Annotated in this window: 15 protein-coding genes and 1 pseudogene; 5 read left to right on the plus strand and 11 right to left on the minus strand. The window is 59.4% G+C overall.

What is annotated here, in order from left to right; genetic code table 11:
- The 4 genes and pseudogenes from BF12_RS21745 to BF12_RS22920 form a co-directional block, all read right to left on the minus strand.
- Positions 1-300 (minus strand): ATP-dependent nuclease (locus tag BF12_RS21745; protein WP_156941176.1); only part of this gene is annotated, 300 nt, incomplete at its 3' end.
- A gap of 231 nt (positions 301-531) precedes the next feature.
- Positions 532-1545, minus strand: a complete 1014-nt coding sequence (gene pta, locus BF12_RS0112365) for a phosphate acetyltransferase (RefSeq protein ID WP_024952545.1) — start codon at positions 1543-1545, stop codon at positions 532-534.
- 158 nt (positions 1546-1703) lie between these two features.
- The gene (locus BF12_RS22915) at positions 1704-2570 is read right to left on the minus strand and encodes a thiamine pyrophosphate-dependent enzyme (RefSeq protein ID WP_369343281.1); all 867 of its coding nucleotides are present in this window, start codon (positions 2568-2570) and stop codon (positions 1704-1706) included.
- Positions 2562-3523: pseudogene (locus BF12_RS22920) on the minus strand (thiamine pyrophosphate-binding protein); the annotation flags it as partial. The pseudogene BF12_RS22920 and the gene BF12_RS22915, both read right to left, overlap by 9 nt.
- Positions 3524-3737: 214 nt before the next feature.
- Here BF12_RS22920 and BF12_RS0112375 point away from each other — a divergent pair.
- Entirely contained in the window at positions 3738-4616 is an 879-nt protein-coding gene (locus tag BF12_RS0112375) for an IclR family transcriptional regulator (protein WP_024952546.1), read from the plus strand.
- A gap of 131 nt (positions 4617-4747) precedes the next feature.
- Positions 4748-5632: a DMT family transporter gene (locus BF12_RS0112380; RefSeq protein ID WP_024952547.1), complete on the plus strand. Its 885-nt coding sequence runs from the start codon at positions 4748-4750 to the stop codon at positions 5630-5632.
- A 36-nt stretch (positions 5633-5668) separates the two neighbouring features.
- On the opposite strand, the gene BF12_RS0112385 is transcribed toward BF12_RS0112380, so the two are convergent.
- From BF12_RS0112385 to BF12_RS0112405, 6 genes are all read right to left on the minus strand, one after another.
- A complete protein-coding gene (locus BF12_RS0112385; protein WP_248623700.1) occupies positions 5669-7510 on the minus strand; it encodes a dihydroxyacetone kinase subunit DhaK in 1842 nt (613 codons plus the stop codon).
- A 262-nt stretch (positions 7511-7772) separates the two neighbouring features.
- Positions 7773-8420 (minus strand): GGDEF domain-containing protein, encoded by a 648-nt coding sequence (locus tag BF12_RS22465; protein WP_211242452.1) that lies wholly within the window; start codon positions 8418-8420, stop codon positions 7773-7775.
- Positions 8417-8923 (minus strand): PAS domain-containing protein, encoded by a 507-nt coding sequence (locus BF12_RS22470; protein ID WP_211242451.1) that lies wholly within the window; start codon positions 8921-8923, stop codon positions 8417-8419. Before BF12_RS22470 ends, BF12_RS22465 begins: the two co-directional genes overlap by 4 nt.
- A 218-nt stretch (positions 8924-9141) precedes the next feature.
- Positions 9142-9846, minus strand: a complete 705-nt coding sequence (locus BF12_RS0112395) for a glutathione S-transferase (protein WP_024952549.1) — start codon at positions 9844-9846, stop codon at positions 9142-9144.
- Positions 9847-9943: 97 nt separating this feature from the next.
- A complete protein-coding gene (locus BF12_RS0112400) occupies positions 9944-10285 on the minus strand; it encodes an HlyU family transcriptional regulator (RefSeq protein WP_051510978.1) in 342 nt (113 codons plus the stop codon).
- A gap of 401 nt (positions 10286-10686) precedes the next feature.
- Positions 10687-11946, minus strand: coding sequence for an argininosuccinate synthase (locus BF12_RS0112405; RefSeq protein WP_282705498.1), 1260 nt, complete (start codon positions 11944-11946; stop codon positions 10687-10689).
- Between the two features lie 296 nt (positions 11947-12242).
- Between BF12_RS0112405 and rnt the strand changes: the two genes are divergently transcribed.
- A complete protein-coding gene (rnt, locus tag BF12_RS0112410; protein WP_422615164.1) occupies positions 12243-12956 on the plus strand; it encodes a ribonuclease T in 714 nt (237 codons plus the stop codon).
- A gap of 132 nt (positions 12957-13088) precedes the next feature.
- Here the strand turns inward: rnt and grxD are convergent, their stop codons facing one another.
- Positions 13089-13427, minus strand: a complete 339-nt coding sequence (gene grxD, locus BF12_RS0112415) for a Grx4 family monothiol glutaredoxin (RefSeq protein ID WP_024952553.1) — start codon at positions 13425-13427, stop codon at positions 13089-13091.
- Positions 13428-13737: 310 nt separating this feature from the next.
- Between grxD and argF the strand changes: the two genes are divergently transcribed.
- Together argF and BF12_RS0112425 are read left to right on the plus strand one after the other, a co-directional pair.
- Entirely contained in the window at positions 13738-14655 is a 918-nt protein-coding gene (gene argF / locus BF12_RS0112420; RefSeq protein ID WP_024952554.1) for an ornithine carbamoyltransferase, read from the plus strand.
- Positions 14656-14851: 196 nt separating this feature from the next.
- Positions 14852-15931 carry an ABC transporter ATP-binding protein gene (locus tag BF12_RS0112425; RefSeq protein ID WP_051510979.1) on the plus strand — a complete coding sequence of 360 codons (1080 nt, stop codon included), beginning with the start codon at positions 14852-14854 and terminating at the stop codon, positions 15929-15931.
- The last annotated feature ends 234 nt before the right edge of the window (positions 15932-16165 follow it).

The following is a 16165-nucleotide window of genomic DNA, read 5'->3' on the forward strand; positions in this document are numbered from 1 at the left end:
GACTTCCGCAGAGTGATTAAATAGAGCCTGAATAGGCTCATCATTGGACAACTCACTAAATTCCGCACTAATGATAATCCAATGACCTCTCCAGTCCCCTAATCCACGATAAAAGTCTGTGTCATTGAGTTTATGAGCTGCTCGAATGAGGTTATCGTCTAATAACAACCTAATAGCTCGAAATAAATTGGTTTTACCACCTCCATTCTCGCCAATAATAGTATTAACCCCCTTATGGAAGGTAAAGCTTGAACTATTAAAATTCCGATAATTAACTATTTTTAATGAAGAAATATACAATTCAGTCCCCTTAAACTAATACTAGTCAGCATAGAAAAAGAACATACTAATATTTAGCATGCATATTATTTTCAGTATCTAATTTTACACCCCAATATTAGATAAAAAATAACTAATCTGTCCAGATAAAAGGGCATAACTATGCTGATAATTGTCTTTTATAAGGCAGGCATACGCCTGCCTAGACATTAATTTATCTAAAAACCATAAAAAAGAATTATCAAAATCAGCTTACAAGATGCGCTGCTGTGCCTGGACGACAGTGACGGCAATGACATTGAGGATGTCGGCGGTGGAGCAGCCGCGCGAGAGGTCGTTGGCGGGTTTGGCGAGGCCCTGGAGCAGCGGGCCGATGGCTTCTGCGCCGCCGATTCGTTCGGCGAGCTTGTAGCCGATATTGCCGGCTTCCAGATTGGGGAACACCAGCACGTTGGAGGTGCCTTTGACGCGCGAGGTGGGCAGCTTGCGTTCGGCGATTTCCGCCACGATGGCGGCGTCGAGCTGCACGTCTTCATCGATGGCGATATCCGGGCGCTGCTCGCGTACCCGATGCGCGGCCTGCACCACCTTGTCCACCGAGGCGTGATGCGCGCTGCCATTGGTGGAGAACGACAGCATCGCTACGCGCGGGTCTTCTCCGAGCAGTGCCTGGGCGCTGTCAGCGGCGGCCAGCGCGATCTGCGATAACTCCTCGGCATCGGGGTCGATCACCAGCCCGCAGTCCGAGAAGATCATCCCGCCCTTCAGGTTGTGGAACGGCTTGCACAGCATCATCAAAAAGAAGCTGGAGACCAGCTTGCTGCCCGGCGCCAGGCCCAGTAACTGGATGGCGCTGCGCACCACATCGGCGGTGGTATTCACCGCCCCCGCCACCGAGCCATCCGCCAGCCCTTCGCGCACCAGCATGTTGGCAAACGTCAGCGGATCACGAATCTTCTCGGCGGCCTGCTCCGCCGTCATGCCCTTGGCCGCGCGGTGCGCGTGAAGCGCCGCGGCAAGCATGGCGGTGTGCTCGGATGTCACGGGGTCAATCAGCTCCAGCCTTGCCAGCGCCTGCTGATTCAGCCCTGCATCACGCGCAGTGGCGGCGATGACGGTCGGATCACCGACCACAATCACCTTTGCCAGCCCTTGCTCAGCGGCCATCACGGCGGCCTGCAACACACGCACATCCTGCCCTTCGCAAAGCACGATACGTCGCGGGTCAGCCTTGGCCCGCGCCAGAATATTGTTGAGTGCCTTCATGGAGATCTCCTGGCGACCCTGATGAGTCGCCGACACACGGAAAAAGCCCCGGACATCGAGAATGACCGGGGCAAGGGAGAGACTTTCAGTCTTGCTTGCGCGTAGCGCTCTATACCCGCTCTATCGCTTGTCTTTCAACAGCGGCCCAGCGATGGGCGTTACACGTAATCCTGATATTTCTCGAGCATGCGCACCGGCTTCTTGAGGGCGTCACGGCGGAACGGGTCGCCCAGTTCGCGGGTACACATCACCTCGATGACGCAGGTCTTGCCTTCGTTCATCTGCATGTCGATGGCCTTCTTGAGCGCCGGGCCCACGTCTTCCAGACAGTCAACGGTGATGCCTTCAGCGCCCATGGAGCGCGCGATCTCGGCGAAGCTCTGGTTGTCCAGCTCACCGGCGACGAAGCGACGGTTGTAGAACTCGACCTGGTTCTTCTTCTCGGCGCCCCACTGACGGTTGTGGAAGACGACGGCGGTGACCGGAATGTCGTGACGCACGGCGGTCATGATTTCCATCAGGCTCATGCCCCAGGCGCCGTCACCGGCGTAGGCGATGGCCGGACGTTCCGGCGCGGCGGTCTTGGCACCCATGATGGTCGGCAGGGCGTAGCCGCAGTTGCCGAAGCTCATCGGGGCGAAGAAGCTGCGCGGCTTGTCGAAGCGCAGGTAGCTGTGGGCCACGGAATTGATGTTGCCGATGTCGGTGGAGACCATGACATCTTCCGGCATCGCCTTTTCCAGCTCGCGCAGGACCTGACGCGGGTGCAGGTATTCGCCGCCGGAGAACGGCTTCTCGTCCTTGGCCTCGTCGATGGCGTCGAGGCTGAAGGCGTCCTTCTCGTGGGTCCACTCGTCAAGCTCGGCTTCCCAGGCGGCCTTCTCGTCACGAATCTGGGTCAGGCGCGCATCCTTGGAGGCGTCACATACCAGCGTGCGGCCGGTCAGGCGTTCAGTCAGGGCGACAGCGGCTTCGCTGGCATCGCCACAGATACCGACGGAGATCTTCTTCACCAGCCCCAGCATCTTGTGGTCGGCATCAATCTGAATGATCTTGGCGTCCTTCGGCCAGTAGTCCATGCCGTGCTGCGGCAGGGTACCGAACGGCCCGAGGCGCGTGCCCAGCGCGATGACGACATCGGCCTGCGCGATCAGCTTCATGCCCGCCTTGGAGCCTGATAGCCGAGCGGACCACACCACAGCGGGTGGCTGGCCGGGAAGGAATCATTGTGCTGGTAGCTGTTGACGACTGGCGCGCCGAGACGCTCTGCCAGTGCCTTGCACTGCTCAACGCCGTCTGCCATCACCACACCGCCACCGGAGACGATGACCGGGAACTTGGCGTTGGCGATCAGCTCAGCGGCTGCGTCGAGGCTCTTGCTGCCACCGGGGCCACGATCCACACGGGCCGGCAGCGGAATTTCGCATTCGATCTCACCGTAGAAGTAATCGCGCGGAATGTTGAGCTGGGTCGGCCCCATTTCAGACATGGCGCGGTCAAAGCAACGACCGGTGTATTCCGCCATGCGTGACGGATGCGTCACGTGGCCCTGATACTTGGTGAATTCCTGGAACATCGGCAGCTGCTTGCATTCCTGGAAGCCGCCCAGGCCGATGCCGGTAGTGCCGGCTTCTGGCGTGATGATGACGACAGGGCTGTGTGCCCAGAAGGCCGCGGCGATGCCGGTCACGCAGTTGGAGATACCCGGACCATTCTGGCCGATGACCATGCCGTGACGACCGGAGACGCGAGCATAGCCGTCTGCCATATGAGCAGCGCCCTGCTCGTGAACGACAGGTACGAGGCGAATGCCGGCTGGCGCGAAGATGTCCATCGCGTCCATGAAGGCGGAGCCCATGATGCCGAACATGTCGGTGACGCCATTGGCGACCATGGTTTCCACGAAGGCTTCCGATGGGGTCATTTTCTGCATGCCCTGCACGACCTTGCGGTTGTCTGCGCTGTCTTGAGTGCTCATGGCGTCTCCGACTATCGAGTTATTTTGATTTATTGGTACATTTAGTTCCGATTACCGAAACATGTGACCAAAATTAGCCGTCATGAGACAGGCCGTCAAGCCTGATTTCAAAAAATGATAGAATTCACCTCTTTTTTAGAAACTTTGTGCTTTTGATAGCGTACTGTTAAGCCAAGCACTGCCGCCCCAGGGCTACGCAATGGAGAAATGCTGCATGAACAACGTCACAGACCAGGACATCCGCCTTCACGCCAGTGCGCTAGACAGCCGCGCCCAAGACAACGGCCCGCAGGATGTCAGTAAAGAGAGCAGCAAGGACGTCAGCAAAATAGAAGGCGATACGCCGGCGCAGCGCCTGCTCGCGCTATTGGAAGTCATCGCTGCGAAAGACCAGTTCTTCACGCTGCAGGGGTTGGTCGAAGAAACTGGCCTGCCCAAGCCGACCATGCATCGCATGCTGCAGCAGCTGGAAACCTCCGGCATGTTGCAGCGTGAGGCCGACAATCGGCATTACAGCAAGGGGGGGCGACTGCGCCGTCTGGCAGAGAATCTGCTGCTCAACGATACCGTGCAGGGCGCGCGCCACGGCGTGCTCAGCCGGCTGATGGAAGAGGTGGGGGAAAGCTGCAACATCACCGCGCTGTCGGGCAGCGAAGTGCTGTATCTGGATCGCGTCGAGACCCAGGCGCCGCTGCGCTTCTATCTGCATCCCGGTTCACGGGTGCCGGTGCACTGCTCCGCCAGCGGCAAGCTGTTTCTGGCCCAGATGCCGCCTGCCCAACGTCGCCGCCTGCTCAAGGGCACGCCGCTGAACGCGATGACGCGCAATACCCTGACCGACATCGACTCCGTCGAGGCCGAGATCGAGCAGGTCCGCCGGCAAGGCTACGCACTGGATGATGAGGAATTTCTGCCGGGGTTGGTGTGCATTGCGGTATTGGCACCCAATCCGGATGGACCTTCCAATATCGGCGTGGCGATTCAAGCGCCCGTGATGCGCCAGTCGCGTGAAGACCTGCTCAAGTATCTGCCCGCACTGGAACAGGCCGCACGCGATATCGCCGCGATTCAGCGGGGTGCGATTCCAGGCTGAACCGCACATGAGCAAGACTGTAGGAGCATCAATTGAGAGAAGACGACGAGAAGGCACAAGATCGTGCTTCACGCCATGGGCGAGAGCGATTAGCCTGATAGCCCGTCTTTCGTTGCTTAGTCGAGATCACCATGTCCCCCAGCGATGCCCTGCGTCTTGTTCTGCTTTCCACCCTGTGGGGCATGTCTTTCATCTTCATGCGCGTGGCCGCGCCGGAATTCGGCCCGACCACATTGATTCTGCTGCGCATGGGCATCGGCGCGCTGGTGCTGGCCCCGCTGCTGCTGGGCGCGGGCCGCCTGAAGATGCTGTGGGAGCACAAGGGCTCGCTTGCGATACTGGGCCTGACCAGTCAGGCACTGCCCTTCTGCCTGTTGGCACTGGCCACCACCCAGCTGGAGGCCGGCTTCACCTCGCTGATCAACGCGACCACGCCGCTGTTCACCGCACTGCTGGGCATGGCTTTCTTCGCCACGCCCATCCAGAAGCAACAATATCTGGGGCTGGCGCTGGCCTTCGGCGGTGTCTATGTGTTGTCGAGTGATCGCCTTGATTTCCAGCTCGGCGGCGATGGCTGGTTCATCCTGGCGGCATTGGGCGCGACCTTCTGCTACGGCTTCGCCTCCAATTTCTCACGGCAGCGCTTGAGCCATCTGCCCGCACCAGTCCTGGCGGCAGGCAGCTCCACGATGTCATCACTGGTGTTGCTGATTCCCGGCCTATGGCTGTGGCCAACCACCAGCGTCAGCCTGGAAGCCTGGGGCAGTGCGATTGCGCTGGCCGTACTCAGTACCAGCCTCGCCTTCCTGATCTTCTTCCGCCTGCTGGCCAGCGCCGGTGCCACCGCGACCACCTCTGTCACCTTCCTGGTGCCGGTCAGCGCCTTGCTGTGGGGCAATGTGCTGCTGGGTGAAGTGATCGACGCCCGTATCCTCACCGGCATGGGCATCACGCTGCTGGGTACCGCCATCGCGACACGTCTGATTCGCCTGCCAACGCGCAAGACGGCAAGCTAGCCCCTCTCACGCGCGGATAATCTTGTCAGGCAGTGCTCAGCACGCGGGTTCTTCGGCGACATCCGCCAGCGCCTCGAAGACACGCGCAACCGCCTCTGCACCCGGGTCATTATGGCCAGCCAAGTGCTCTGCCGGTACGTAAGCGGAGCGCCCTGCGCGCCCTGTCGTCATCTCGGCAGTGGCATCCGCGCCCTGCCTGGCGGCCTGTGCCATGGCGGCCCAGTCAACACAGCCTGATGCGGTATCGAGGACATCCAACGCCGGTAGCAAGGCATCCAGCAGGGTACGATCACCGCGTGCGGCCCCTCCGTAATGCTGCATGCGTGCCACGCCGTGCGTCAGCGCCGCGTGCCAGCGCTGCTTGACCGGATGGCCATCGCCCTGCTCACGCCAGCGCGTAGCCGCTGCAGTAAACAGGATCGACAGCAGCACACCACTGGAACCGCCCATGCCACGCGCCAGCTGCTGTCCGATACAGTTCATCAACTGACCAGCATCACCACAGGCAAGTTCGCAGCATTCCATCGATTCAAGCACCGCGTTGGCACCACTGGCGAAGGTACTGCCGGTATCGCCGTCACCGCTGATGGCATCAAGCCTATCCAGCGCGTCTTCGCTGGCCAGTAGTGTTTCCAGCACGGCATTCAGCTTCTGCTCGACCTGCGCATCCCCCGGCAACACTGCATCTGCACGCTGACCGTCAGACACCGGACCATTGTCATCATCAGCCTTGGGGTCCGAGTGGGCCTGTGTTGCAGGCTGCACAGAAACCGGTGCAGAAGGCCGAGACTCAACATGCTCGAGATTCAGATAGCTCAAGGGCTTGACGCGCTGCACGCCCGGCCAGGCGACTGGCCCACACTCGGCAACCAGCGCCGATTCCAGCGACTCATCAAGCGGCAACAGCGTCAGCGAGAAGCCTTGCATGTCCAGCGATGTCATCAGTGGCTGCGGCCCCACCACGGCGTGAATGCCCAGCGCCTGCAACGAAGGATGTGCCAGTGCCTCCGACAGCAATACGCCACGTTCAAGGGCTGAACAGCCACCGAGATCATTGATCATCAGCAGATGACCATTGGCGGGAAGCGTGCCGGCGGCTTCCTTGCGGGCATGACCATCCAGCAGCGCCGTCACGACCATATCCATCATGCTGTGCGCCTCGCCGCCGGCAGGGATGGTGCTCATGTCGAGCATTCTGGCACCCGGCTCACCATGAATGCCCAGGCCCAGTTCTGGCGCGCGCTGTTCACGTGCCTTACCGGGATGACGCCCGACGGTGAATGCCATGCCCAGTGTCGAGCAGCTGTCGGCGACACGACGCGCCACGGCCGCCACTTCCGTGAGGCTGGCACCGCGGGCCGCCAGCGCACCGGCAATCTTGTGCACCAGCAGTGTCCCGGCCAGCCCGCGCGGTTGCGGATTGTCAGGCAGCGCCACGTCATCCGCGACGATGACCATCTCGACCTTGAGCCCTTCCTGGCGCGCCCGTTCCGCTGCCAGCCCGAAGTTGAGGCGATCCCCAGTATAATTCTTGACGATCAACAGCGCGCCCGCCTCGCCCGTGACCTCTCTGAGCGCTGTCAGCACGGCGTCTACCGTCGGTGAGGCGAACAGCTCACCACAGACAGCTGCCGTCAGCATGCCCGTACCCACGAATCCTGCATGCGCAGGTTCGTGGCCAGAGCCACCACCCGAAATCAGCGCGACATGTTCACGCCGCCAGTCATCACGGATGATCAGTCGCATGCCACTGGCGGGATCAGATAGCCGTACACCACTGCCATCCGGATGACAAAGCCGTGCATGACCTGCCAGCGCCTCCCCGACGATCTGGCGCGGCTGGTTGGTGAACTGTCGCATACCATCAGAGCTGAACATCCCTGTCTCCTTGAGGCTTGGTGCCCCGACTGATGAAAATTGTCATTCAAGAAATCGATTGGTAACCACCATGCCAGATTCGGATGACAAACGGTGGTGACAAACGGGGGTGACAACCGCTGATCACTTCTTGTCACCATGAATGTCGATATGACGCAGCGATGGATGACATCAATATAGAGTGTGGTGCATGCGACATGAAAAGACCCTCGGCGCCTGACGCTCGAGGGTCTTTTCATGGAGTTCATATCACTCGCGACAGTCACTTGCTGACAGTATCAATCTTCAGACCTGTGGGTGTCAGCGCCGAGACAAGTTTCGGCTCAGTCCCTCGTGAAGATGTCCGCTCGAGCTCCTGTAATGCCACTTCTGCATCACGGGACAATGGCACCGTATGCACCACGCGCTCATTGACCACTTCCTCTGACAGCGCTGACGCGCCAGGACGATGGAAGTTGACCCCATGCTTGCCATTGCGCTTGATGTAATACATGGCCTGATCGGCATGCTCTAGGGCGGTATTGAAACTGCCGTCGGCATCGCGCCCGAAACAGGCGCCAATACTCAGGCCGATACACACCAGCCCACCATTGATTTCAAGAGGTCGCTCGAAACGCTTCAGCCAGCGACGCGTGATCATCTCAACCCGCTCCGGGGTCATGCGCGGCAGCTGAAACAGGAATTCATCACCGCCATAACGGGCCGAAAGATGATGGTGAATACCCAGCTGGTGAAGCTCATCGTTCAGCCCATGCGCCAGCAGTACCAGCACTTCATCACCCGCGCGGTGGCCGAGCTGATCATTGACCTGCTTGAAGCCGTCCAGATCGATGAACAACAGCACGCTATCATCGGCCAGCGGCCGTTTGCGCCAGCCATTGATGGCTTGGCGATTGGCAAGCCCCGTCAGGCATCGGTGCTGGCCAGCGCGTTGAGACGCGACTCGTAGTCCTTCTCATGGCTGATATCGACATGCGTACCCAGCAGGCGGAGGGCATTGCCGTTAGCGTCGCGTTCGACCACGCGGCCTCGGTCTGCCACCCAGGTAACACTGCCATCGCGGGCCAACATGCGATGCACCACCTGATAGACCTCGGTGCGGCCGCTGAGATGGTCGTCCAGATTGGCGAGTACTTCGTCGCGGTCTCCCGGGTGAAGATGATCACGCCAGACGTCGAACTGCGCATTCAGCTGGCCGGGCTGGTAGCCCAGCATGCGGCCCCAACGGTAGTTGAAGATGGTGAGCTTGCCACTAGACACATCCAGTTGCCACAGGCGCAGACCGGTACCGTCGAGGGTCGCGGAGAGCTTTTCCTCCAGACCTGACAAGCGGCGCTCAAGGCGTGCCTTGTCGCGCTTCATCTGTTGGATGGTGGCCTCCAGCGATTGCTCGCGCAGACTCTTGCGTGTCATTGCCAACGCCCTCGGTGAACTCCTTGTCAAACATCCCTTTAAGCTCATCTACTCCAAAAATAAGCTCCGCTACAACTGGCCTGTTCAGACAGCTGCTGTCTGTTGTCAGCTTCCTGCTGACGACTTCCCATTAACCACTGCTTATTATCAACTATCCGCTAACGACCCCTGTCAACGACTGCCAGTGCTGCTCTCGATCAGCGACACTGACAACGCTGTTACATCGAAAATTCGCCGCCCTTGGCCACTGCCCGCTGGTAGGCCTCGCGCTCACGAATGCGCGCCAGCCAAGCTTGAGTGTTCGGATAACCGTCAAGGCCCTGACGTGATGCCATGACCTGAACCGGGAAACTCATCTGGATATCAGCGCCCGTGAGATGCTCGCCGCACAGCCAGTGATGCCCTTCAAGGCAGGACTCCAGGTAGGCCTGATGTGACTTCAGCTCTGGCGTAATGAAGTTGCTGTTCACACCCTTGGCCAGCAGACGCGCAATCGGACGAATCAGCCACGGTACCGGCTTCTTGTCGAGACGCGAGAACACCAGTCGCATCAGCAGTGGCGTCATTGCGGAGCCTTCGGCGAAATGCAGCCAGAAGCGATAATCACGCTCTGCCTGGGTACCAGCAGCAGGCCGCAGGTGCGCTGTGTTGCCTGCGCCCTGTGCGGCGTAGAGATCTACCAGATATTCGATGATGGCACCGGACTCGGCCACGACGACCGGCTCGGCACTCTCCCCCGCCAGCGTGGTATCGGTGATGACGGGAGACTTGCCCAATGGGTGCACTTCGCGTAATGCCTTGGGCGCACGCATGCTGTTGGCATCACGCGCGTAAACCTCCAGCCGATATTCGAGATTCAGCTCTTCCAGTAACCACAGAATGCGCTGTGAACGCGAGTTTTCCAGATGGTGGACCGTGATCATATTGTGCTCCTGATAGCATGGCGCCAGTGAATCGCGGCACGCCGATATCGCATATTGATACATACCCCGCGCGGATAACGTGCGCGAGATTGGCGATTTAGCGCGTAAAAATGCTATCACCCAGGTCGTCGATGGTCCGCCGTGCCTTGAGCAGGGTGAGCTCTACCGCGCCTTCTTCTGACGGTACGGTATCGGAGCGCTCAAAACGATGCTCCAGCATCTCACCGCCGCCCTGCGCAACATCGCTGCCATCAGACTGATTGCTCTCCTCACCGCCATTCACTAGTAACGGCTTGCGAATCAGGCCAGATACCCGATATTGCCCGTCATGCTTTTGCGGTATTGGGACAATCAGGTAGCCATTATATTCGGTGGCTTCCGGTTCCTTGACGGGCGCAGGTTCGCCTGCGGAAAACAACTTCTTGAGCATTCCCAACATGATGAATATTCCTTCGGCGTCCGGCTCCTGGCCAATGTCTGAGATGTACCTGTGATTCGGCAACGCTGCAGACAGAACCTAGTGTTACCGGCTATCACCTTGCAGAAAGTGAAAATAAAAAGAGCATGTTGCTGATACATCAGCATGCCACGTGGTCATGATGGTGAAAATGCGACCTTCCCACCAAGCGCTAAGCTGCGTGTCATCCGAGACCGGCACTCCTGATATGCCGCATAATGGAGCATGTCCGATGGCGGCCTGCACCATGCTGCAGATGGCACAACGCCGGCCCCGGTGGCAGCCAGATGGCTACGACAGGGGCCGGCGTCATGATGACCCGACAGAGAATGTCATCGGGTCAGATGGGCAGGCGAATTCTCACCTTGCTCATCTAGCGAGCATTACTCGATACCACGGCCCTTGCTGGCTGCGATACGCAGACGCAGAGAGTTCAGCTTGATAAAGCCAGCAGCATCTTTCTGATCGTAGGCACCGGCGTCGTCTTCGAAGGTCGCGATGGACGCATCGAACAGCGAGTCTTCGGACTGACGGCCGACGACGATCACGTTGCCCTTGTAGAGCTTGAGACGCACAACGCCGTTGACGACTTTCTGGGACTCATCGATGGCAGCCTGCAGCATGCGGCGCTCTGGGCTCCACCAGTAGCCGTTGTACACAAGCTCTGCGTACTTGGGCATCATCTCGTCTTTCAGGTGCGCGGCTTCGCGATCCAGCGTGATGGATTCGATAGCACGGTGAGCACGCATCATGATGGTGCCGCCCGGTGTTTCGTAGCAGCCACGCGACTTCATGCCGACATAACGGTTCTCGACGATGTCGAGACGACCGATACCATTGGCGCCGCCAACCTTGTTGAGGTACTCGAGCACCTCGTGAGCCGCCATTTCCTTGCCGTCGATGGCAGAGATATCGCCCTTGACGTAGGTCAGGTCGATATAGGTCGCTTCGTTCGGCGCCTGCTCCGGGCTGACGCTCCAGCGCCACATCTCTTCTTCGCACTCGGTCCACGGGTCTTCCAGCACGCCACCTTCATAGGAGATGTGCAGAAGGTTCGCGTCCATGGAGTACGGAGACTTCTTCTTGTTCTTGGCGTAGTCGACTTCGATACCGTGCTCTTCACAGTATTCCATCAACTTCTCGCGGGAGTTGAGGTCCCACTCACGCCACGGTGCGATGACCTGGATGCCCGGCTTCAGCGCGTAGGCGCCCAGCTCGAAACGTACCTGGTCATTTCCCTTGCCGGTCGCGCCGTGAGAGATGGCGTCGGCGCCAGTCTCGTTGGCGATCTCGACCAGACGACGCGCAATCAGCGGACGTGCGATGGAGGTGCCCAGCAGGTACTCGCCTTCATAGATGGCGTTGGCACGGAACATCGGGAAGACATAATCGCGAACGAAAACCTCGCGGAGATCCTCGACGTATATTTCTTTCACACCTAGCGCTTGCGCCTTGGCGCGTGCCGGCTCGACTTCCTCACCCTGACCGAGGTCAGCAGTAAAGGTCACAACTTCACAGTTGTAGGTTTCCTGCAGCCACTTGACGATGACTGAAGTGTCCAGGCCGCCGGAGTAGGCGAGAACGACCTTTTTCACGTCGGACATGCTTGACTCCTGAGTTGATGCTTGTAATGCCCGTAGCAACCTCGTCAGAGATCACCGCAGGTGGGATGAGATCGTCCGGTCATGACAGACAGTCAGCACAATGCCACCACTGTCCATCTACCCGATTCACGATGTGGGGCCGATTATAGCGAGGCTGGCACCTCACCGATACTGCCCACTCGGGCGGATATTGGACAGCCATCCTCCATCAGCCCGCCTGTGCCGCCTGTTGTCGCATCGCCTGGTGGTGCCGTCGCCATCGCCCTGCTACCCACGCCCTGCTACAATTGCCCCCTTTGAGCGTCGACAACATGTACGGCGCAGCACGAGATGCAATGACAGGATTGGAGATCTTGATGACCCAGGCGAGCGAGCGCACGCAGATGGCACAGCGCTTCCGTGGCTATCTGCCGGTAGTGATCGACCTTGAGACGGGCGGTTTCAATGCTGCCGGTGATGCACTGCTCGAGATTGCTGCTGTCACGCTGACCATGGATGAACACGGCAACATGGTGCCGGATGCCACCTATGCCTTCCACGTGGCGCCCTTCGAAGGTGCCAACGTCGAGCAGTCAGCATTGGACTTCACCGGCATTGATCTGGACAACCCGGTACGCAAGCAGGTTGCCGTGGTCGAGAGCCAGGCACTGGGCGAGATCTTCAGTCCCGTCCGCAAGGCTATCAAGGCCCACGGCTGCACGCGTGCGATTCTGGTCGGCCACAATGCCGCCTTCGATCAGGGCTTTTTGAATGCGGCGGTGGAGCGCTGTGGCATCAAGCGCAATCCCTTCCACCCATTCTCCTGCTTCGATACTGCGTCACTGGCGGGTCTGGTCTATGGCCAGACAGTATTGGCACGCGCCTGTCGCGCGGCAGGTATCGAGTTTGACAATGCGGCGGCTCACTCGGCGCGTTATGACACAGAGCGCACTGCTGAGCTGTTCTGCTCAATGGTCAATCGCTTCAAGGATCTGGGCGGCTGGGATCTGGCGATGAAAGAACAGGGCATGAACGAGCCGGTCGTCGATAGCGAAACGCCTGCGCCCTGATGCTGCCAATGCCAGACGCAGTGCTACCAGCAGCATGAAATCAGCGATAAGAAAAACGCCCCCACAGCGATGCTATGGGGGCGTTTTTGATTCTGCCATTGGAACTTGTAGCCGTATGGCAGTAGCAGCCGATTACTCGCTATCGGTCGCAGCTGCCTGAGCAGCCTGCTTGATCAGCGGTTCCAGCTCGCCGCTCTGGTACATCTCGACCACGATGTCACAGCCGCCGACCAGCTCGCCGTTGATCCACAGCTGCGGGAAGGTCGGCCAGTTGGCGTACTTCGGCAGTTCGGCACGGATATCCGGGTTGTCGAGAATGTTGACGAACGCGAAGCGCTCGCCACAGGACATCACGGCCTGAACGGTCTGGGCAGAGAAACCGCACTGCGGCAGCTGCGGAGAGCCTTTCATGTACAGCAGAATAGGGTTGTCGCCAATCTGCTTCTCGATCGATTCGATGGTGGTGCTCATGTGCAATCCTCGGACGGTGGGCGAATGCCCGTGAGTGTCATTCCCTCATTCTACTGGGGGTGAGCCATGAATTCAGCCCCCGATATTGCCTCAGGCAAAGATCGCTGTCTGCCCCCCCATGCACCTGCACACCTCATGAAGGGAGACAAGATGGGGGATACAGCGTTGCGCGCGCCCGCTCAGCTGGCTAGGATGACTCTTTTGACAGGCAGCGCCAATCAGGGCGTCGTGAGAGTCGGTTATTGGTTTCCACCGACGCATGGCGCCTTTTTCGATGCCGCTGTCCGAGACCCTGACAGGAGCCCGCTCGATGGCCACCCGGCACTTTCTGACTTTGCTTGATCTTTCTCCGGAAGAACTCGATTACCTCATCCAGCGCGCGATCACCATCAAGGACGGGCTGAAGAAGGAAGGCCCGGTGTACACGCCGATGGCTAATCGTACTCTGGCGATGATCTTCGAGAAGTCCTCCACACGCACACGTGTGTCTTTCGAAACCGCCATGGCTCAATTTGGTGGCCACGCGCTATTTCTCTCCTCACGCGATACCCAGCTGGGTCGCGGTGAGCCGATCGGTGATACGGCGCGCGTGCTATCAGAGATGGTGGATGGCGTGATGATCCGTACCTTCGCTCACTCTGACATCGAAGCCTTCGCTGATGCCTCAAGTGTGCCGGTCATCAATGCACTGACCGACGATTATCATCCCTGCCAGCTGCTGGCCGACGTGATGACGTGGACCGAGTGCCGTGGCTCCGTCAAGGGCAAGACCGCCGTGTGGATCGGTGATGGCAACAACATGTGCCATTCGTGGATCAACGCCGCGCGTCAGTTCGACTTCACCCTGCGCATCTGCTGCCCGGAAGGCTACGAGCCGGACAGCGAAATCGTTGCCGCCGCGGGTGGCCGTGTCAGCATTCACCGTGACCCGCAGGAAGCCGTGCTAGGCGCGGACCTGGTCACCACTGATGTGTGGGCTTCCATGGGCCAGGAAGAAGAGCAGCTCAAGCGTGAAGCTGACTTCGCCGGGTATCAGGTCAATGAAGCCATGCTCGACAAGGCCTCTGATGACGTCATTTTCCTGCACTGCCTGCCGGCACACCGCGGTGAAGAGATCAGCATGGGGCTGCTGGATGATCCGCGCGCCGTGGTCTGGCAGGAAGCGGGCAACCGTCTGCATGCACAGAAAGCCCTGCTGGAATTCCTGATGCTGGGCCGTCAGGACTGACGCCTTCTGCACGGGAATCCACTGACATCCCGTGCCCGCGTCAGCGCTTCAATGCTGGAGCCAACGTAACCGTCTGCATCCCTGCCGGCGGTTACGTCGTATTGACCATGTACATGCTGCTGGCCGAACCTTCTCGTCAGCAGCATCGCGCCAGCGGCGCCTCCCCTGTCATCAGCGTCCGGATTGATTTGCCATCATGCAACCGCTTCTTCAGATCGACTCGCTGGAATGTCGTTACGACACTACCGTGGTGACGCGCGACATCAGCTTTTCCCTCAACAAGGGTGATATCGCCTGCCTGCTGGGCCCCTCTGGCTGTGGCAAGACCACACTGCTACGTGCCATCGCTGGTTTCGAGCCGGTCGCGATCGGAGAGATACGCCTCGAGGGGGAAGTCCTCTCCAGCGCAACGCATCTCACGGCTCCCGAACAGCGTCAGGTCGGCATGGTCTTCCAGGACTATGCGTTGTTTCCTCACCTGAGTGTCGCAGACAACGTGGCTTTCGGGGTGCGTCGCATGCCCAAGGCAGCACGTCACGAGAAGGTCGCGGAACTGCTGGTGCTGGTCGGGCTTGGCCACCTTGGTGAGCGCTTCCCGCATGAGCTGTCCGGTGGACAGCAACAGCGTGTGGCACTGGCCCGCGCCTTGGCACCGGAGCCACGCATTCTGCTGCTGGATGAACCGTTCTCGAATCTGGACGTCGAGCTACGCCGCCAGCTGAGTCAGGAGGTGCGGCGCATCCTCAAGCACCTCGGCATCAGTGCGGTATTGGTCACGCATGATCAGAACGAAGCCTTCGCGATGGCAGACCAGATCGGCGTCATCCATGCCGGACATCTGCAGCAGTGGGATACGCCATTCAACCTTTACCATGAGCCGGCCACCCGCTTCGTCGCCAACTTCATCGGTCAGGGCTATTTCATCCCCGGCACGCTGGCGGACAACGAGAGCGTCTCCACCGAGCTCGGGGTGATCCGCGGCAACCGTGCCTATCCGTATGAAGCCGGGACACCGGTGGACGTGCTGCTGCGTCCGGATGACCTGGTGCTGGCCGAAGGAGAGGCGGAAACCAATGATCTCAAGGCGTGCGTCATCAGCGCGACCTTCGCGGGTACCAGCACCCTGTATCGCCTGGCCTTGCCGTCAGGTCGTGAGGTCGAGGCGGCCTTCAACAGCCATCACGACTATCAGCCGGGGCAGGAAGTCAGTCTGCGCATTCAGGCCGATCATCTGATCCTGTTCGAACGCCTCGAAGAAAACGCGACGCTGGCCTGACACTTCAAGCGCGTCAAGCCAGCGGTCTGCAGAATAAAGACTGACAAAGCAAAGATTGATAGAGATACGCGTCCCCTCCGCTGACTGGGCGAGGGGATTTTCTATTGCCAACACGCCTTTTCATGACCAGCACGTCGCGTCGTTCTCGTCAGTAGAGAAGATGTCGTGAGCACAAAAAAACGGCCACCCCGAAGGATGACCGTTTTCTAGAATTCTGGTGGAGCCTAGCGGGAT

It is taken from the genome of Cobetia crustatorum (genome assembly GCF_000591415.1).
In the GTDB taxonomy this organism is placed as follows: Bacteria; Pseudomonadota; Gammaproteobacteria; order Pseudomonadales; family Halomonadaceae; genus Cobetia; species Cobetia crustatorum.

Excerpts from the sequence above, each read along its gene's own strand:
- pta (WP_024952545.1), bottom strand. The coding sequence starts at position 1,545 with ATGAAGGCACTCAACAATATTCTGGCGCGGGCCAAGGCTGACCCGCGA.
- BF12_RS22915 (WP_369343281.1), bottom strand. The coding sequence starts at position 2,570 with ATGCTGGGGCTGGTGAAGAAGATCTCCGTCGGTATCTGTGGCGATGCC.
- BF12_RS0112375 (WP_024952546.1), top strand. The coding sequence starts at position 3,738 with ATGAACAACGTCACAGACCAGGACATCCGCCTTCACGCCAGTGCGCTA.
- BF12_RS0112380 (WP_024952547.1), top strand. The coding sequence starts at position 4,748 with ATGTCCCCCAGCGATGCCCTGCGTCTTGTTCTGCTTTCCACCCTGTGG.
- BF12_RS0112385 (WP_248623700.1), bottom strand. The coding sequence starts at position 7,510 with ATGTTCAGCTCTGATGGTATGCGACAGTTCACCAACCAGCCGCGCCAG.
- BF12_RS22470 (WP_211242451.1), bottom strand. The coding sequence starts at position 8,923 with ATGACACGCAAGAGTCTGCGCGAGCAATCGCTGGAGGCCACCATCCAA.
- BF12_RS0112395 (WP_024952549.1), bottom strand. The coding sequence starts at position 9,846 with ATGATCACGGTCCACCATCTGGAAAACTCGCGTTCACAGCGCATTCTG.
- BF12_RS0112400 (WP_051510978.1), bottom strand. The coding sequence starts at position 10,285 with ATGTTGGGAATGCTCAAGAAGTTGTTTTCCGCAGGCGAACCTGCGCCC.
- rnt (WP_422615164.1), top strand. The coding sequence starts at position 12,243 with ATGACAGGATTGGAGATCTTGATGACCCAGGCGAGCGAGCGCACGCAG.
- grxD (WP_024952553.1), bottom strand. The coding sequence starts at position 13,427 with ATGAGCACCACCATCGAATCGATCGAGAAGCAGATTGGCGACAACCCT.
- argF (WP_024952554.1), top strand. The coding sequence starts at position 13,738 with ATGGCCACCCGGCACTTTCTGACTTTGCTTGATCTTTCTCCGGAAGAA.
- BF12_RS0112425 (WP_051510979.1), top strand. The coding sequence starts at position 14,852 with ATGCAACCGCTTCTTCAGATCGACTCGCTGGAATGTCGTTACGACACT.